This is a genomic window from Marinospirillum minutulum DSM 6287 (genome assembly GCF_000422325.1).
GTDB classification, from domain to species: domain Bacteria; phylum Pseudomonadota; class Gammaproteobacteria; order Pseudomonadales; family Halomonadaceae; genus Marinospirillum; species Marinospirillum minutulum.
On sequence record NZ_AULO01000009.1, the window covers coordinates 142,744 to 161,161 of the forward strand.

Annotated in this window: 20 protein-coding genes and 2 pseudogenes; all 22 read left to right on the forward strand. The window is 43.0% G+C overall.

Annotated elements, in window-relative coordinates:
• Position 1 precedes the first annotated feature (1 nt).
• On the forward strand, positions 2-1,000 hold the full coding sequence (locus H571_RS15415) for a DUF2157 domain-containing protein (RefSeq protein WP_051168089.1): 999 nt from the start codon (positions 2-4) through the stop codon (positions 998-1,000).
• Complete coding sequence (locus H571_RS0102455) at positions 993-2,069, forward strand: DUF4401 domain-containing protein (RefSeq protein WP_027847921.1); 1,077 nt, start codon at positions 993-995, stop codon at positions 2,067-2,069. Before H571_RS15415 ends, H571_RS0102455 begins: the two co-directional genes overlap by 8 nt.
• On the forward strand, positions 2,062-2,586 hold the full coding sequence (locus tag H571_RS0102460; RefSeq protein WP_027847922.1) for a GDYXXLXY domain-containing protein: 525 nt from the start codon (positions 2,062-2,064) through the stop codon (positions 2,584-2,586). Before H571_RS0102455 ends, H571_RS0102460 begins: the two co-directional genes overlap by 8 nt.
• Positions 2,587-2,733: 147 nt before the next feature.
• Positions 2,734-2,904, forward strand: a complete 171-nt coding sequence (tnpA, locus tag H571_RS16280) for an IS66 family insertion sequence element accessory protein TnpA (protein ID WP_425411338.1) — start codon at positions 2,734-2,736, stop codon at positions 2,902-2,904.
• Positions 2,844-2,984: pseudogene (locus tag H571_RS13940) on the forward strand (transposase family protein); the annotation flags it as partial. The gene tnpA and the pseudogene H571_RS13940, both read left to right, overlap by 61 nt.
• Entirely contained in the window at positions 2,977-3,210 is a 234-nt protein-coding gene (locus tag H571_RS15875) for a hypothetical protein (RefSeq protein ID WP_156887830.1), read from the forward strand. The pseudogene H571_RS13940 and the gene H571_RS15875, both read left to right, overlap by 8 nt.
• Positions 3,152-3,796, forward strand: a pseudogene (tnpC, locus tag H571_RS13945) (IS66 family transposase); the annotation flags it as partial. The gene H571_RS15875 and the pseudogene tnpC, both read left to right, overlap by 59 nt.
• A 12-nt stretch (positions 3,797-3,808) precedes the next feature.
• Positions 3,809-4,084 (forward strand): hypothetical protein, encoded by a 276-nt coding sequence (locus H571_RS0102475; protein WP_027847923.1) that lies wholly within the window; start codon positions 3,809-3,811, stop codon positions 4,082-4,084.
• Positions 4,085-4,150: 66 nt separating this feature from the next.
• The gene (locus H571_RS0102480) at positions 4,151-4,402 is read left to right on the forward strand and encodes a WYL domain-containing protein (RefSeq protein ID WP_281167263.1); all 252 of its coding nucleotides are present in this window, start codon (positions 4,151-4,153) and stop codon (positions 4,400-4,402) included.
• A gap of 29 nt (positions 4,403-4,431) precedes the next feature.
• Positions 4,432-5,964, forward strand: coding sequence for a bifunctional ADP-dependent NAD(P)H-hydrate dehydratase/NAD(P)H-hydrate epimerase (locus tag H571_RS0102485; RefSeq protein ID WP_036217302.1), 1,533 nt, complete (start codon positions 4,432-4,434; stop codon positions 5,962-5,964).
• A gap of 56 nt (positions 5,965-6,020) precedes the next feature.
• A complete protein-coding gene (gene tsaE, locus H571_RS0102490) occupies positions 6,021-6,479 on the forward strand; it encodes a tRNA (adenosine(37)-N6)-threonylcarbamoyltransferase complex ATPase subunit type 1 TsaE (RefSeq protein WP_027847926.1) in 459 nt (152 codons plus the stop codon).
• A gap of 16 nt (positions 6,480-6,495) precedes the next feature.
• A complete protein-coding gene (locus tag H571_RS0102495) occupies positions 6,496-7,824 on the forward strand; it encodes an N-acetylmuramoyl-L-alanine amidase (RefSeq protein WP_027847927.1) in 1,329 nt (442 codons plus the stop codon).
• On the forward strand, positions 7,821-9,704 hold the full coding sequence (mutL, locus tag H571_RS0102500; protein ID WP_051168090.1) for a DNA mismatch repair endonuclease MutL: 1,884 nt from the start codon (positions 7,821-7,823) through the stop codon (positions 9,702-9,704). The genes H571_RS0102495 and mutL overlap by 4 nt, the downstream gene beginning before the upstream one ends.
• On the forward strand, positions 9,704-10,702 hold the full coding sequence (miaA, locus tag H571_RS13950) for a tRNA (adenosine(37)-N6)-dimethylallyltransferase MiaA (RefSeq protein ID WP_051168091.1): 999 nt from the start codon (positions 9,704-9,706) through the stop codon (positions 10,700-10,702). Before mutL ends, miaA begins: the two co-directional genes overlap by 1 nt.
• Positions 10,703-10,876: 174 nt before the next feature.
• A complete protein-coding gene (hfq, locus tag H571_RS0102510) occupies positions 10,877-11,110 on the forward strand; it encodes an RNA chaperone Hfq (RefSeq protein ID WP_027847929.1) in 234 nt (77 codons plus the stop codon).
• Positions 11,111-11,132: 22 nt separating this feature from the next.
• Entirely contained in the window at positions 11,133-12,428 is a 1,296-nt protein-coding gene (gene hflX / locus H571_RS0102515; RefSeq protein WP_027847930.1) for a ribosome rescue GTPase HflX, read from the forward strand.
• Between the two features lie 88 nt (positions 12,429-12,516).
• Entirely contained in the window at positions 12,517-13,761 is a 1,245-nt protein-coding gene (hflK, locus tag H571_RS0102520) for an FtsH protease activity modulator HflK (RefSeq protein ID WP_027847931.1), read from the forward strand.
• Complete coding sequence (gene hflC / locus H571_RS0102525) at positions 13,761-14,636, forward strand: protease modulator HflC (protein WP_027847932.1); 876 nt, start codon at positions 13,761-13,763, stop codon at positions 14,634-14,636. Before hflK ends, hflC begins: the two co-directional genes overlap by 1 nt.
• A gap of 84 nt (positions 14,637-14,720) precedes the next feature.
• Positions 14,721-15,890: an ATP phosphoribosyltransferase regulatory subunit gene (locus H571_RS0102530; protein WP_027847933.1), complete on the forward strand. Its 1,170-nt coding sequence runs from the start codon at positions 14,721-14,723 to the stop codon at positions 15,888-15,890.
• An 83-nt stretch (positions 15,891-15,973) separates the two neighbouring features.
• Entirely contained in the window at positions 15,974-17,269 is a 1,296-nt protein-coding gene (locus H571_RS0102535) for an adenylosuccinate synthase (protein WP_027847934.1), read from the forward strand.
• Positions 17,270-17,346: 77 nt separating this feature from the next.
• Complete coding sequence (locus H571_RS0102540) at positions 17,347-18,129, forward strand: methyltransferase domain-containing protein (protein ID WP_027847935.1); 783 nt, start codon at positions 17,347-17,349, stop codon at positions 18,127-18,129.
• Positions 18,130-18,176: 47 nt separating this feature from the next.
• Complete coding sequence (locus tag H571_RS0102545) at positions 18,177-18,407, forward strand: hexameric tyrosine-coordinated heme protein (RefSeq protein WP_027847936.1); 231 nt, start codon at positions 18,177-18,179, stop codon at positions 18,405-18,407.
• The last annotated feature ends 11 nt before the right edge of the window (positions 18,408-18,418 follow it).

Here is an 18,418-nt window from a genome sequence, read left to right on the forward strand (position 1 = left end):
AGTGAATAAAATTTACCAACTTATGCAGTGGATACAACAAGGGCATTTAAACGCTAAAAACTTACCGCAAGCACTAGAAGTTACCCACGCAGTTGCTAGCCCAGCGCAACAGTTTATTTTTTGGCAACGCTTCTTACTTATAGGTGGCGCATTTACTTTTATTAGCAGTGTTATTTTCTTTTTTGCATTTAATTGGGACGACCTAGGCCGCTTGTTTAAACTAGCTTTAGTACAGTTTTTATTTGTATTAAGCCTTGCGCCCTTATTAAAATTTAATGCCGCGCACCCTGTAGGGCAATTAGCCTTAGGCACAGCGGCTTTAATGCTTGGCGCTTGTTTAGCTTTAATTGGGCAAACTTACCAAACAGGCGCAGACACTTATGAACTATTTTTATATTGGGCAGTTTTGCTAACCCCTTGGTTAATACTTAGCCAACAAGTATTTATAGCTTTTCTAGTTTGGCTACTTAGCAACCTAGCTTTGTATTTATATCACTGGCACTTTTCAGGCCTATTTTTTGTGTTCGATATTCTAGCCACTACCTATACTTGGCAAGCGCTTAGCTTAAACCTAGTCTTCTTAATTGTGTTAGAAACCTATGCTAAATTTGATAATAAATTTGGTTTACCTAGCTTAATATCAGCTATTTTTATTTATACAGTTTTCTTAGCTACAGACTTCGCCTTATACAATATAAATTTAACCAGCTTTATAGTGTGGCTGAGTATTTTAAGCCCCAGTTTTTATTTTTATCGCTATAAAAAATTAAATGTTCTTCACTTAAGTGTAATTTTGCTCTCGGCTATCTTCTATCTAAACTTTTATTTAGCCGTTAAAATTTTTAATGACTACTTAGGAGCTGGCTTTATTAGCCTTATATTTTTCATTACATGCTTTTTCGCAGGCAGGTATTTAAAAAACATTTATCAGCTTAGCAACCTGCCAAAAAATATAGTTACACCCAATGCAAACTTAGTTGAAGGGCGCAAACATGACTAATTCTATGTGGCAAGAATTACAACAAGCCAAACTTATAGCTATAGATAAAGCAGAGCCTGCAATTAATACTAACCAAGAACCACTTTACTTAAAAGTTATAGCTGCTATAGGCGGCTGGTTAACGGTGCTTGCATCTTTATTCTTTACCGCTACTTTTGTTTGGTCACTAAATTCAAGCTTTTATATACCAGCCTTAATAAATGCACTTATTTATGCAGGCTTAACTTTTTTACTTATTAAGAACAATAAAAACCATACTTCAAGCTTTTTAATGCAAATTGCTTTAGCTAGTTATGTGGTTAGCCAAACCTCTTTGGTTATTACCCTAAGCTTAATTCAAGTGCCTGTAGAGCTAACTACCTTAAGCGTAATAGGCATAAATATAATTATATTCTTACTTTTGCCCATTCATGCTTTTAAACTGCTTAGCTGCCTTTTAGCTTTTATAAGCTTAGCTATTTACTTAGAAATAAGCCGTTACTTTAATTTTTATTTATGGGTATTCTATAGCCAATTTATACTGTTGATTCTCAGTTGCTTAGCTTGGCTAAACCTTACCGCTCGCCCTAATATTTATGCTTGGTTATACCCTGTAGCTCTTAGCTCTACTTTAATTTATTTAGCTAGCTGCATACTTATGCTTAACCATTCTATAGGCATGTTAGATATTTTCGACTTATTAAATTACTCTGTTTTTAATAATACAAAAATCAACCTACCTAGCTTAATTCATGCTCTTACCTGTTTAGGTTTAGGTATTTATACGGTTATATATTTAAAGTTACCTAAAACATTTATTGCATTAATTATAATTTTAAGCTGGCTAAACTATTATATTTATGGCCTAGCTGGAGCGGTAATTCTACTTATGCTAGTTATGCAACTAAAGCATAGAATTTATATCTTAACTCTTCTAGCTAGCTTAATTTATCTAGCCTTTATATTTTATTACTCGTTAAACTTTAACCTTATGTATAAATCTATATTACTTTTTGTTACTAGCTTAACTTTTTTTAGTTTCTTTTTTATAAATAAATACTTTTGCTCTAAGGAAACAGCTCATGCGTAAGCCTAAAAATCTAGCTATTTTTGCTGCCGCTTTAATTCTAATAGGCGTGCTTAATTTTAGTATTTGGAAAAAAGAAAATATTTTACGCTCTGGTAAAACCGTAATTTTAGAATTAGCGCCAGTTGACCCACGCTCACTCATGCAAGGCGATTACATGATTTTAAATTTTACTCTTAGCAGAGATATTAGCGCCGCCTTACGCATCCAAGGGTTAGAGGTTCCCTATAAAGCGAGCCTTATAGTAAACCTAGACCAAAACCAAATAGCTAAGCTAGCCAATCTTGAGATAGACAAAGCAACACAACCGCAACCACACCAAATGCGCTTACAATATCGCTATCAAAAAGGGCAGGCGCATTTAGGTACGAATGCTTTTTTCTTTCAAGAAGGCACAGCTGAAATTTACGCACAAGCTAAATATGGTGAATTTAAAGTCAGCCAACAGGGCGAAATGCTATTAGTTAGAATGCTAGATGCCAGCTTACAACCCTTGGGCGTAAACCGCTGGTTGAACTAACTTCCAGCCCTGCGACTGTTGCGACACGCCTTAATTCTGCGCGTAACGCTAAGTGCAGTCGCAGAGTAAGCGTTCATTCTAAGACGTTCTGCCACTTCAACAAATAATTCTCTACAGTCACTTTTTATAGTTAACAAGGTGACCTCCATGAAAAAACATCGTACTCCAGAGCAGTGGCAGACTCTAATAAACCAACACCGTAACAGTGGCTTGTCCATTAAACAGTTTTGCCAGCAACATAATATTGTTTATGGGCTAAACGTTTGGAGCAGGGACAGTTTCGGGTACAGCCAACCAGCAAAGGCCAAAAGCTACTAACGCCTGCCGGACTACAACTTTTAATTGATGGCATTGAAGTGCAAAAATACCGGCAATTTAAGCGTTTTAAAGGTGCATAAAAGGCAGGTTTTTGACCTAGCCGAACAAGGGGAGCTGTTTCAAGCAACCGATGCATCAACGGCGCAAGCGTCGCAAGCACCGCAGGAAGAAGAAAAGCGTAGCGTTCGTTCTTATCAGCGAGGAACGGCAAAAAAACAGCGGGACGAGGATTGCTTAAATGCGACTCGCACAAAAAAACATCACTCATGCCCAGTGTTGGGTGCACAGCCGCCGCTATTTTATTGAAGCCCAAAAAGAACACCCAGAAAAAGCCACCGAGGCACTGCAGCAAATTGCCAAGCTGTATCAAAACGAAGCAACCATCAAAAAGCTAGGACTCAGCGGCCAGAAAAAACACCAATACCGCCAAGACCACACCCAACCTCTAGTCAGTCACTTCTTCCAGTGGTGCCAAGGTCAACTGGAAAACTGCGGCCTGTTACCCAGTGATCCACTGAGTAAAGCACTTAATTATGTGCTCAAACGTGAAGCCAGTCTGAGTGTCTTCTTAGAAGACCCAGACGTACAACCCGACACTAATCATTTAGAACGCACCCTGCGCCCCATTCCACTGGGTCGTAAGAACTGGCTGTTCTGCTGGACAGAACTGGGTGCTGAACACTTAGGCATTATCCAAAGCCTAATCAGCACCTGCAAATTACACGACCTCAATCCCTACACCTACCTAGTCGATGTATTGCAGCGAATCAGCCAGCACCCGGCTAGCAAAGTTAACGAACTAACCCCACGGCTGTGGAAAGAACGATTTGCCGACAATCCATTACGTGCGTTAATCGACCCACGCCACCCTCAGCGACAATCAAGCCTGTAGAGAATAAACACCATGAATTTTGAAGGTTTTACACTGGATCAGTTACTTGAACTGAACCATCTAATCTGCCGCCGTATTGATGAATTACGTGAAAAAGAAACCCTTCAGGCTTTAGTTAGGCTGCATGTAGGCATGAAAGTAACCTTTGAAGCCCGAGATGGGATTAAGGTAGGTTTAGTAACCAAAATTAATCGAAAAAGCGTGATAGTGTTAGGCAAAGACAACGATGGGCGTAAACAATACAAAGTCTCCCCAGAGCTTCTGACACCACTTAAAGAAGTTAAATAGCTTATTTAGGTGTGAGTCAAGAACGCCCTAGAATGAACGCTTACGCTTCTTCCTGAAAAGAAATAGATTAACCTTAAGCTTCAACTAGCAGCACACATGTCAAGCTTGTTGAGTGAAACACCTTTATCAGCTAACCAGAAATTAGTTCAAGATGATAAAAATGAAGATAACTATATTCTTGAAGCTGAAGTGTTAGATGGTATGCAGCTAAGGCGTTGGTTATTAAGTCAAGGTAAAGGTTTAGTAGTGCTAGCACCTGAAACTTTAAGGGATTGGATGAAAGAAACGCTAAGCCAGCAGTTAGGCCAATATACTTAAAAAAACAGATATTTATTTAGGAGCTAGCCATGTTGATTGATCCGCGCCAACCTAGCCAGCAAGAAATTTTACCACTTTATACTGCTGCTGCCTGTGCTGAGTTAGATCGTTTGGTTATTGCTGCAGGTACACTCGGGTTTAAGTTAATGCAAAAAGCAGCCAGTTCAGCTTGGCAGCTTTTAGATAAACGCTGGCCTAATACTGACTGTATTAATGTGTTTTGTGGCGGCGGTAATAATGGGGGCGATGGTTTATTGCTGGCGCTTTATGCTGCTCAAGCAGGAAAACAAGTACGCTTATGGTTGGCTGTTAATCCTAGTAGCTATAAAAATGAAGCTGCCCAAGCTTGGCAAGCAGTTGTTGCTTATGGTTTGCAGCCAGAAACCGGTGATCCTTGCCAAGTTGAATTTACCACTAAAGAAGTGCTAGTTGATGCTCTCTTAGGTATAGGTCTAAAAGGCGAAGTGCGTGGGCAGCTAAGGGCTTGGATAAATGCAATAAATGCGGCACCAAGTCAGGTGTTTGCGTTAGATGCACCCTCAGGTTTATTGGTTGATACAGGGCAACCGGCTGGCTTAGCGGTAGAAGCAGATTTAACCCTAACATTTATAGCTTTAAAAGCAGGGTTATTTACTGGCTTAGGTGTTGATCTGTGCGGTGAGGTGCGCTTAAGTAATTTAGGTATAACTGCGAGTGATTGGCCAGTAGCCCCTAGTGCTTATTTACAACAAAACAATCAAATTAGCCCCTTGCCAGCACGTAAAAAGAATAACCACAAAGTCAGTCATGGTCGCCTGTTAATTATTGGTGGATTAACAGGCATGGGTGGCGCAGCATTAATAACCGCCCAAGCAGCTTTAAGAACAGGTGCTGGCATGGTGAAAGTGCTAACAATAGCAGAGCATCTAGCCGCTTTTTTAGCGACCCAGCCAGAAATAATGGTGGAAGCCTTAGCTGCAAATTCAAAAACACAGTTAGAAGAGCAAATAAAGGCTGCTTTTTTATGGGCAGATGTTCTGGTTATTGGGCCAGGTTTAGGGCAAAGCCAACTAGCCAAACAGCTTTGGCAGCTAAGTTTTCAATTTACCGGCCCAATGCTTGTCGATGCTGATGCTTTAAATTTGTGGGCTAAAGGCTTAGTGCCGCCAGCTAAGGGGCAAAGGGTGATTACACCGCATCCGGGTGAAGCAGCAAGGTTAGTACACAAAACTCAAATAGAAGACTTAGCTGATCGTTTAGTTCTTGCTACTGATTTGGCTCTAACAACCCAGTCAGTTGCCTTGCTTAAAGGTGCAGGTTCTTTGGTTGTAGACTATTCACCTGCAGGGGTTAAGCAGCCAGTCATTTGTCCTTTTGGTAACCCTGGCATGGGCGTAGCAGGCATGGGTGATTTACTCAGTGGTTGTATTGCTGCCTTAATGACACAGGGGTTAACTGCCTATGAAGCAGCCCAAGCTGGAATGAAAATTCATGCTTTGGCAGGAGATAAGGCAGCAGGCAACCAACCCAGAGGATTGTTACCCACTGATTTATTACCCTTTTTAAGAGAGTTAGTGAATTAAGGTAAGTTGGGCTTTTTTTAACTATAATGTGCCGCTAACAAACCAAAGGTAAAAAGATGAAAGTGGAGTTTTATTTAGCCGATGAAGCAGCTCAAATAGCGCTGGCAGCCCAATTAGCTGGCTTATTTCAGCAGGGTGTAGTCTATTTAGAGGGTGATTTAGGTAGTGGCAAAACAACTTTTTCTCGAGGCTGGATTCAAAGCCTAGGGCATCAAGGTGCTGTAAAAAGCCCCACCTATACACTGGTTGAGCCCTATGAGCTGAAAGAACGCCCTGTTTACCATTTTGATCTTTATCGCTTAGCCGACCCAGAAGAGCTTGAATACCTAGGGGTGCGTGACTATTTCGATGCAGCTGCTTTGTGTTTGATAGAATGGCCACAAAAAGGTGCGGGCTTTTTACCTAAAGCAGATTTGCATCTTACTTTTAGCTACCAAGATGTAGGCCGTCATTTACAGATAGAAGCCTTTACACCCACTGCAAAAATAGCTTTACAACAGCTAGTCAACGCTTAAAACCTTGTAGAAAATAATGACCTTAAACTCGATTCGTCACTCCTTGCTACTACTTGTCTTGGCTTTTTTAACACTTGAAGTGCAAGCAAGTTCACGTATTAATAGCCTACGTATTTGGCCTGCACCTGACCATACCCGTTTGGTTTTTGACTTGTCTGGTCCAGTAGAACATAGGGTTTTTAGTTTAGAAAACCCCAATCGTTTAGTGATAGATATTAGCGATGTTCGCCTTAATACTCAGTTAGATTCAAGTGACTTAACTAACACTCCTATCAGTCGTGTTCGTTCAGCTGTACGTAATAAAACAGATTTACGCGTTGTGCTAGATTTATCACAAGATGTGCAACCACGTAGCTTTTTATTGCGTCCTAATGAGCAGTATGGTCACCGTCTAGTGGTCGATTTAGTTTTACCAGAAAAGCAGAAAGCACCTAAGCAACAAGCACCTAAAACAATCAAGCAGCAACGGCAAATTGTAATTGCTATCGACCCAGGGCATGGTGGTGAAGACCCTGGTGCTATAGGCCCTTCAGGAACACGAGAGAAGCACGTTGTTTGGGGTATTTCTAAAGAGTTGGCAAGCATTATTGAAAAAGACCCAGCTTTTAAACCCGTTATGACACGTACCGGTGATTACTACATAGGTTTGCGTAAACGTGTTGAAGTAGCACGTAACGCAAGAGCTGATTTGTTTGTTTCTGTGCATGCCGATGCCTACCGCCTGCCCCAGCCTCAGGGTTCATCGGTTTATGTGCTCTCACAACGAGGCGCTAGTTCTGAGTCGGCGCGTTGGTTGGCTGATAGCGAAAACCGTGCTGATTTAATTGGTGGGGTCGAAGGTGTTTTAACTCTAGGCGATAAAGATGAAACGCTGGCAGGCGTATTGGTTGATTTATCCATGACTGCCACCTTGTCAGAAAGTTTAAAAGTAGGCTCTAGGGTGTTAAAAAACCTAGGTCGAGTGAACCACCTACATAAGCGTGATGTGGAACAAGCGGGCTTTTTAGTGCTTAAGTCGCCTGATATGCCTTCCATGCTGATAGAAGCCGGTTTTATTTCTAATCCACAAGAAGAAAAACGCCTGAAGGATTTAGCCTACCAGCGTAAACTGGCCCAACAAATAGCCAATGCCATTAAAGATTATTTTATAGAAAACCCACCTCCCAATACGACCCTGTCAGCTAATCGCAGCCATTCATCTACGGCTTATACTATTCGCCGTGGCGATACCCTTTCAGAAATTGCACGACGTAAAGGGGTAGATATAGGTGAGTTGCGTAAGATTAATGGTTTAAATAATGATGTTATTCGCGTCGGTCAAAGACTAAGGATTCCATCGACATGATTTTAAGCACTAGTGAAAATCCTGCTGTTCAATCTATCCAACTGCTTAGTCCACGCCTAGCTAACCAAATTGCCGCGGGCGAAGTGGTCGAGCGCCCTGCCTCAGTTTTAAAAGAATTGGTAGAAAACTGTTTAGATGCAGGCGCAACACAAATTGATATAGAGCTAGAAGACGCAGGTGTTAAATTATTAAAAATTCGTGATAACGGCAGTGGTATCGCTGTAGAAGATTTGCCCCTAGCGCTGGCTCGGCACGCCACCAGCAAAATCACTACTTTAGATGACTTAGAAGGGGTGGCTAGCCTAGGTTTTCGTGGCGAAGCTCTGGCTTCTATTAGCTCGGTATCGCGCTTAGAGTTAGTAACCAGTACCGATGATTCAGGCAAAGGCTGGCGTGTGGTTGCAGAAGGGCGAGACATGCAGTCGCAAGTAACCCCAGCGCCTCACCCGCGTGGTACAAGTTTAACCATGCGCGACCTGTTTTTTAACACCCCAGCAAGGCGCAAGTTTTTACGGACAGAGCGCACAGAATTTAATCATTTAGAAGAAGTTTTTCGGCGTTTAGCCCTATCACGCCAGGATGTTGCCTTCACGCTTAAACATCAGGGTAAATTAGTTCATCAATTGCCTGCTATCCCCTTAGATACCGAAGATGAGCGCTTAAAATATCGGCGAGTGGCGCAGTTGTTAGGTAAAGATTTTGTTGAGCAATCCCTCCCCATAGAAGCCGTAGCAACAGGCATTCAATTACGTGGCTGGGTGGGTTTACCTGTTTATGCACGCGCCCAAGCCGATAGGCAGTATTTTTTTGTGAATGGGCGAGTGGTGCGCGATAAACTGGTTGCCCATGCCATACGCCAAGCCTACCAAGATGTGCTTTATGGGGGTCGTCATGCGGTTTTTGTACTTTATTTAGAGGTTGATCCAAAAATTGTTGATGTGAATGTTCACCCCACTAAGCATGAAGTACGTTTTCGTGATGGCCGCTGGGTGCATGATTTTATTTTCAGTAGCCTGCATAGGCGCTTGTCGGGTGCTTTAATTGGTTCTGAAAAACAGCCTGTAGAACCAGAAATAACGGCACAGCAAAACTACCCTACTCAAACTACTGATGGTTTTTCAGAACCTGTTAAGCAACTTCAAGAGCAGTCGTCTTTAAATTGGCAAGGGTTTGCAAGTTCGTCAAGTAAGCCTTTAGCCAATTCAACTACACCAGCGGGTAGCACTTTAGAGTTTTATCGCCATTTGTCAGAAGCACCGCCAACCGAAGAAAGCTCAACCAACGAAACAGCACAAGTACCACCCTTAGGTTATGCTTTAGCGCAAATGCAAGGAATCTATATTCTGGCGCAGAATACTCAAGGGCTAGTGGTGGTTGATATGCATGCCGCCCATGAACGTATTACCTATGAGCGGTTAAAAAAGGACTGGTTAAAGCGACCTTTAACAGCCCAGCCTTTACTCGTGCCAGAAGCAGTCAGTGTAGATGAAGAAGCAGCCGAGTTAGCGAGTCAAAATACTGAACTGCTTAATGACTTGGGTGTGCAGCTAGATGTGCTAGGGCCACAAGAAGTGGTGATACGTTCTATGCCGGTGCTTTTACAAGGTGCTAAGGCAGCAGATTTGGTTTCTACCTTATTGGATGAAATGAAGCGTTTTGGCACGGCAAGAAGTTTAGAAAATTCCATTAATGAAGTGCTTGCCAATATAGCTTGCCATGCCTCGGTTAGGGCAGGTCGGCAGCTTTCTATACCAGAAATGAATGCTTTACTGCGTGATATGGAAATAACCGAACGTAGCGATCAATGCAACCACGGACGCCCTACTTGGTTTCAATTAAGTATGCAGGATTTAGATAAAATGTTTTTGAGGGGACGATGATGCTAGAAGAAGCATTAGATAAACGTCCACCAGCTATTTTTTTATTAGGGCCTACCGCCGCAGGTAAAACCGATTTAGCCCTAGCTTTAGTTGAGCTGCTGAACTGTGAAATTATTAGTGTTGATTCAGCCCAAGTTTATAAAGGCATGGATATAGGTTCAGCAAAACCTGATGCAGAAACCCTCGCTAGAGCACCTCACCGCTTAATTGATTTGCGTGACCCTGCACAAAGCTATTCCGCTGGTGATTTTCGACGCGATGCCTTGCAAGCCATGCAAGAAATAACTGCGGCAGGCAAAACCCCTTTATTGGTGGGCGGTACATCGCTTTATTACCAAAGCCTTTTAGGCAGTGCTTCTAACCTACCTGCATCCGATCCTAAAATAAGGCAGCAATTAGAAGATGAATTATCACAGCTAGGTTGCCCCGCACTACATGAGCGTTTAGCTGCGATAGACCCTGAGTCAGCAGCTAAAATTGCCCCGACAGATCCACAGCGTACTTTAAGGGCTTTAGAGCTTTTTCAACAAACGGGTAAAACACGCACTCAGCTTTGGCAAGAGCAAAAACAACAACCCTTTGCTTGGCGGTTGTTACAATTAGGGTTAGTACCTGCAGAACGCGCCACCCTGCACCAGCGTATAGAGCAAAGATTTTTGCAAATGTTGGAACAAGGTTTAATTACAGAGGTCGAAGCCTTGTACCAGCGAGGTGACTTGAACCTAGGTTTGGCCTCTATGCGCGCTGTAGGGTATCGCCAAGTATGGCAATACCTAGATGGTGACTATGACTTAACCGAGCTTAAAGCTAGAGGTATAGCTGCAACACGGCAGTTAGCCAAGCGACAGTTGACTTGGATGAGGTCATGGCAGAATCTTAACTGGCTAGTAAGTGATCATCCGCAACTTTTGCCAAGGGTAGTCACAGCAGTAGAAAATTTTATTGCAGGCAAAGCTGTTGGAGAAGGTTTGTTGGCATTAAAACCTGCTTCAGTATAAGTTTCTTTTGTTGGTGTGGCATAAATGACGGACAAAAGCCGTTTAGGATGGTTATAATTAGCCAAGAGCAGGGCATAATACTGAATTAGCTGGTTTTCAGCAGGTTCTAAAACTTAAAATTAACAATAAACAAAAGATTCATAAAAAATTCTAATGTTCAAGGGAGATACCAACATGTCCAAAGGGCAAACTTTACAAGACCCCTACTTAAACTTGCTACGCAAAGAGCGAGTTCCTGTATCTATATTTTTAGTTAACGGCATTAAGCTACAAGGCCAAATTGAATCTTTTGATCAGTTTGTTATTTTGTTGCGTAATACCGTCAGTCAAATGGTATACAAACATGCCATTTCAACGGTTGTACCTTCACGCAATGTGCGCTTGCCTTCGGAAGAAGATGAAGCATAAAGCTCGCATTAGGAGTCACTGATTGTTTTTTGAACGCGAAGAGGGCGGCAACCTAGCCGTCCTTGTGCATATAGATTTTCCCGATGAATCTAAACGAGAAGACTCTGATGAGTTTCTTGAGCTAGTTCGCTCAGCAGGAGCGGAACCCCTAGCACTTATTCGTGGTAGCCGTAGCTCGCCTTATCCACGCCTTTTTGTAGGCGAGGGTAAACTAGAAGAAATTCGAGCTGCTGTAGAAGAACACCAAGCCGACCTGGTGCTATTTAACCACAGCTTAAAACCTTCCCAAGAGCGTAACCTAGAAAAAGAACTGCAATGCCGAGTGCTGGATCGTACTGGGCTTATTTTAGATATTTTTGCTCAGCGAGCGCGTACCTATGAAGGCAAGTTGCAAGTCGAGTTGGCGCAATTAGAATTCTTAACAACCCGCTTAATTCGTGGTTGGACTCACCTTGAAAGACAAAAAGGTGGTATCGGGCTACGTGGTCCAGGTGAAACCCAGTTAGAAACGGATAGGCGTTTAATTCGCGCAAGAATTAACGCTATACAGCGTCGATTAAAAAAAGTGCGTGTGCAGCGCGAGACAAGTCGAAGGGCTAGAGTGCAGGCAGAAATTCCAGCTGTTTCTCTAGTGGGCTATACCAACGCAGGCAAGTCAACGTTATTTAATCGTATAACTAAGGCTGATGTTTATACGGCTAATCAACTCTTTGCCACGCTAGACCCTACGTTAAGACGTATTGAATTAGAAGATGTAGGCACTATTGTTTTAGCAGATACAGTTGGCTTTATTCGCCATTTACCTCACAAGTTAGTTGATGCTTTTCAAGCCACCCTACAAGAAGCAGCCGAAGCAACGATGCTTTTGCACCTTGTTGATGCTGCTAGTCACGAGCGAGATGACAATATTGCTCAGGTTGAAGAAGTGCTAGAAGAAATAGGTGCAGCAGATGTGCCTAGCTTAATGGTTTTTAACAAAATAGACCTGTTAGAGCAAAAGCCCAGAATTGATCGTAATGCAGAAGGTGTACCAGAGAGGGTTTGGTTGTCGGCTGTTACGGGTGAGGGCTGCGACCTACTACTGCAAGCAATTAATGAACGTTTAGCAATTAAAATTGTTAAAGGGACGCTAGAGCTGGAGCCAGAGCAAACACGTTTGCGTGCTGCTTTGTTTAATTTAAATGCAGTATTAGATGAGTGCTACAGTGAAGAAGGTCAGTGTCAGTTACAGTTGCGCTTACCACAAAAAGATTTTAGGCAGCTCTTATCCCAGTTAAATATGGCGGAAGAGTCGCTGGTTTGGGTTACTAAACCATGACCTTAGGTGTAATTTAAGGTAGCATTGCGCAATATTTCTTACTTATAAAATCAATCAAAGATTACATTAATTTAGTGGAGAGTACTCTATGGCGTGGAATGAGCCAGGTGGCAACGGCAATCAGCACGACCCTTGGGGAAGCGGCGGGCGCAAGCCAGACCGTAACTCTGGTAATGATGGCGGCCAGCGACCTAATCAGGGACCACCTGATTTAGACGAAGCCTTAAAGAAATTACAAGACAAGGTCACCAATATTTTTGGTGGTGGTAAAGGCGGTAATACGGGTGGAACTAAACCACCAAGCAAGTTTGGTGGTTATGGTTTAACGGCTTTGGTTGCGGTACTGGTTGTTGCTATTTGGGTTGCAGGTGGCTTTTATCTAGTCGACCAAGCTGAGCGAGGCGTTGTTCTACGCTTAGGTAAATACCATGAAACAGTAACGCCAGGCTTGCATTGGAATCCGCCCATTATTGATTCAGTTAGCAAGGTTAACGTAACGCGTATTCGTTCATTTAACCAAAACGCTACTATGCTAACGCGTGATGAAAATATTGTTCAGGTCAGTATTTCAGTACAGTATGTTGTTAGTAATCCAAAAGATTACCTACTCAATGTTCGTGGGCCTGAGCGCACACTGGAATATGCACTCGATTCATCTTTACGCCATGAAGTGGGTACAACCGACTTAATTCAGATACTAACTGAAGGCCGTGAGATTTTGGCACAGGGCGTGAATAATCGTTTACAAAGATTCTTAGATTACTATGGCGTTGGCTTAACGCTAGAAACAGTCAACATTGAAAGCACTTCTGCACCAGATGAAGTGCAGTCAGCTTTTGATGATGTAATTCGTGCCCGTGAAGACCGTGAGCGCAGCATTAACCAAGCGCGTACTTATGAAAACTCTGTTCTTCCCGATGCTGAAGGTCGTGCAGCGCGTATTCGTGAAGAAGCGCAAGCCTACCGTGAAGCGGTAACAGCGCGTGCAGAAGGTGAGGCAAGCCGCTTCCTGGCACTATTAAAAGAATACCGCCAAGCACCTGAAGTAACACGGGAGCGTTTGTACATAAATACTATGCAAGAAGTGCTTTCTAATTCAAGCAAGGTGTTGGTTGATACAGAAGAAGGCAGTAATAATATGATGTACCTACCACTTGATCGTTTAGGTTCTTCGGCACCTACAACCAGTGGGTCGCGTACTAGCGCTAGTAGTTCAACGAGTAGTTTAGCGAGTGATTTTGATATAGATCAGCTAACAGACCAAGTTATTGAACAGATTCGTGAACGACAAAACTCCAACACCACTACCAGTATTCGTCGGGAGGGTCGCTAATGAACGCTCGTTCTATAGTCGCACTGGCTATTCTTGCTGGTTTGGCACTGCTAGCAAGCAGCAGTCTTTACATAGTTAATGAAACACAACGCGCTATTCGCCTACAATTTGGTGAAGTGGTTGAAACCGATATTCAACCCGGTATTCACATAAAAGTGCCTGTTTATAATACCGTGCGCTTGTTTGATACACGTTTACAAACCTTAGATGGTACACCTTCACGCTACTTAACGGGTGACCGTAAAGGCGTTATTGTAGACTCTTTTGTGCAGTGGAAAATTGTTGATGTTACTCGCTACTATGAAGCAACAGCGGGTGATGAACAGGTTTCTATGCGCTTGATAGCTCCTCGAGTGGATGAAAGTCTACGTAACGAGTTTGGTCGTCGTACCCTAGGCGAGATAGTGAGCGAGCAGCGTGATGAACTAATGAGTCGCCCAATTGAAGAGTTAAATAGCGCAATGCGTGACTCTATGGGTGTTGCTATCCTTGATATTCGTGTGAAGCAAATTGACTTACCTTCAGAAGTTTCTAACTCAGTTTATGAGCGTATGCGTACCGAGCGTCAGCGTGAAGCACGTGAATACCGAGCTCAGGGTAAAGAACAGTCTGAGCGTATTCGTGCTGCGGTAGACCGTGGACGTGAAGTTATTCTTGCAACTGCTGAGCGTGATGCTGACATCCTACGAGGTGAAGGTGATGCAGAAGCAACCAGTATTTATGCTAAGGCTTACAACCAAGATCGTGAGTTATATAGCTTCTTGCGTAGCATGGAAGCCTACCGTAATAGCTTTAATAACAAGCAAGATATTCTGGTTGTTAGTCCTAAAAGTGACTTCTTCCGCTACTTGGATAACTCCAAGGGTAGCAAGTAACTCACGTTAGTAAACTAAGAACGCCGGGAGTCGTGGCTCCCGGTTTTTTATGTAAAGTAAAAAGTACTAAGCTTGGAGAGGTTTATGAGTAGTGCAGACCGCTGGCTGTTACCTGACGGGATGGATGAGGTCTTACCGCCTCAGGCTCGTCAAATTGAAAATCTGCGTCGTAAGCTGTTAGACCTTTTTCATAGCTGGGGTTATGAACTCGTTCTACCGCCCAAAGTAGAGTTTTTAGACTCGCTTCTAGTGGGGGCTGGTCATGATCTTGGCTTACAAACCTTTAAAGTAACAGACCAATTAAGTGGTCGTATGATGGGTGTTAGTGCTGATGTAACTCCACAGGTTGCGCGTATGGATGCTCACTCTATGCGTTCAGAAGGCGCAGCTAGGTTTTGCTATTCAGCTGAAATTGTACGCACCCAACTCGATAACCTGCTTGGCTCTCGTTCACCCATTCAAATTGGCGCAGAGCTTTTTGGTCAAAATGGGCTAGATAGCGATTTAGAAATTCTTTGCTTAATGCTAGATAGTCTACTGCTAGCTGGTGCTGAAAATCTTTGCTTAGATTTAGGTCATGTAGCTATTTATCGTGCACTCATTACTGACAGTGAGCTGCCTAAAGAAATTGAAGACCAATTATTTAGTATTTTACAGCAAAAGCGTTTAGATGAACTCAACGTGCTGCTAGCACCTTGGGAAGACCAGCCTGCGGTTAGGTTAATTATTGCCTTATCTAAATTAAATGGCGGTTTAGAAGTGCTAGAAACGGCACAGCAAACACTGGTAGGTGCGCCAGCCGAAGTTCAAGAAGCTTTGCAAGAGTTGCAGCAGTTAGTTGCCGCTTTAACGGAGCAGTATCCCAATTTAAATATCTACCTAGATTTGTCAGAATTACGTGGTTTCCACTACCATACAGGTATAGTGTTTGCCGCTTATGTTCCCAGCCTAGGCCAAGCTTTGGCTAAGGGTGGACGTTATGATGAAATAGGCAAGGTATTTGGTAGAGCGCGTCCAGCAACGGGCTTTTCTACTGACTTAAAAATACTGGCTAGCTTGCAAGCCGTTAAGCAAGTTAAAGCACCTCTAATTGCACCGGCAGCTATGTTAAGAGATAAGGCAGGTAGAGCCTTGCTAAAAGACTTACGCTCTAAAGGTGAAAGGGTTATTTTGCAAGCAGCTGAAGCTAGTTTGTCAGAAGGCACTAGTCAGCAAATTATACGTAAAGAAGATCAGTGGGTGATCACAAGTTAACTAAGTGTTTGACAAGTCACTGAGGCTTGTTAATCTTTCAAAGTTTGGCTTTTTAAATTCATTTAGGCTACAGAGATTAAAAAATGGGCAATAACGTTGTCATTTTAGGTACCCAATGGGGTGATGAAGGTAAGGGTAAGGTCGTTGATCTTCTAACAGAAAATGCCCAAGCAGTGGTGCGTTTTCAAGGTGGACACAATGCTGGACATACCTTGGTTGTTAACGGTCAGAAAACTGCGCTTCACCTGGTTCCATCTGGAATCCTACGTGACAAGGTTACCTGCGTAATTGGCAATGGTGTGGTTGTTGCCCCCGATGCTTTGCTTAAAGAAATTAAAATGCTGGAAGAGCGTGGCGTTGAAGTACGTAGCCGCCTTAAATTATCCGCCGCCTGCCCACTTATTTTGGATTATCACGTGCGCCTAGATGTAGCACGCGAACAGGCGCGTGGCGAAGATAAAATTGGTACTACGGGCCGCGGTATAGGCCCTGCCTATGAAGATAAGGTTGCACGTCGTGGTTTGCGTATTGGTGACCTACTATGCCCAGAGCGTCTTCCAGAAAAGCTAAAAGAAGTATTGATTTACCATAACTTTGTATTAGAAAACTTTTTTAAAGAAGAGCCTGTTGATTATCAAACCCTGTTAGATAAGTGCATGGTTTACGCTGAACAGTTACGTCCTATGGTTTGCGATACCATTACCTATCTGCACGATTTGCGTAAGCAGGGTGCAAAAATTATGTTTGAAGGAGCGCAAGGTTCGCTACTCGACATAGATCATGGCACCTATCCTTTTGTTACTAGTTCAAATACTACAGCCGGTGGTGTAGCTACTGGTTCAGGGTTTGGTCCTAGGTATTTAGATTACATTCTTGGTATTACTAAAGCCTACACTACACGTGTTGGTTCAGGGCCTATGCCAACTGAGTTAGACGATACAGTTGGTGAGCACCTAGCGAGTAAGGGGCACGAGTTTGGCACTACAACGGGTCGTGCACGCCGCTGTGGTTGGTTCGATGCTGTAGCAGTGAATTACGCTGTACAAGTCAACTCGGTTACGGGTATTTGTCTAACTAAGTTAGACGTACTAGATGGTTTAGAAACCCTGCAAGTATGTGTGGCTTATGAAGATAAAGCAGGAAAACGTATAAACTGCCCTATTGATGCCGAAGGTTTTGCAGGTGTAACGCCTATTTACGAAACCTTGCCCGGTTGGTCAGAATCTACAGTAGGTGCTCAAACCCTAGAAGAGCTACCCACTAATGCGCGTAATTACATTAAGTTCTTAGAAGACAAACTAGGTGTGCCGATAGATATCGTTTCAACAGGCCCAGACAGGGTAGAAACTATAGTTTTGCGTGACCCCTTCGCAAGCTAAAACACACCTACCAGTGCAGCTTTTATTTCAAGGTAAAAGCTGCACTTTACTAGCCCTTCTTTAAGCCGTTACCTACTATGCCTACCCCTAAGCAAGACCGTCATTTCAGTAGTGGTATGGCTGAAAAATTTGCACGCAATATTTATGGCACTGCCAAGGGGCGTTTGCGCCTTAAAATTCTGCGTGAACGCATGCTTGCAGAATTGCCGCTAGATAAAAAAGGTTTGAAGGTGCTAGATGCAGGAGGTGGCTTAGGGCAAATCTCTTGCTGGTTGGCTCGTAAAGGGCACGAAGTAGTATTAGCTGAGCCAGCAGCTGAAATGCTCGACTATTCTGCTAAGCGTTTAGCACGTTATAAGGTAGCTACCCTAAATACCTCTATTCAACAGCTAACAGAGCACCTTCCTGCTAGTCAGCAAGGCTTTGATTTAATAGTTTGTCATGCTGTATTGGAATGGTTGCAAGAACCCAAAGAAACATTGAATCAGCTATTGCAGCACTTAGCACCCCAAGGGCATTTATCGCTAATGTTTTTTAATGCCGATGCATTATTTTTAGCAAATGTTTTACGAGGAAACTGGCAGCGAGTTTTAGAAAAAGGTTTGCAAGGCAAGGGTAAAGGCAAGCGTTTAACACCTATTTCACCTTTACAGCCGACTGAAGTTATTGCATGGTTAGAAACAGCAGGCTTTGAGATTACCGCAACAACAGGTGTTCGTGTTTTCAATGATTACCTACGCTTAAAATTACCGCCTGAAGCAACTCCAGCCAGGTTGGTAGAAATTGAGCGACGTTATTGCCAGCAAGAGCCTTGGTGGCGCATGGGTCGGTATATTTTGATTCATGCAAAGAAAATTTAAGTAATTGAAAAGCTTCTACTATTTAAAACAACAAGAAGGGTAAAGAAATGACAGACATTTGGTTAACTTCACTGATTACCGCAACCCCTCAAGAAGGCTTTGAACTTGCTATTACGCTAAGTCGCCGTGGGGTGAAATACACTCAACCTGACCCAGAAATGCTAAAGAAACTTCGTCCTGATTATGCCGAGTCTGCAGATTCTTTAACGGCAGCTTCTCAGGTAATAGCAGTTAACTTCCAAACCGTAGCGGCAGCTAATAACTATTGGCGAAAGTAGTTAAGCAAGAT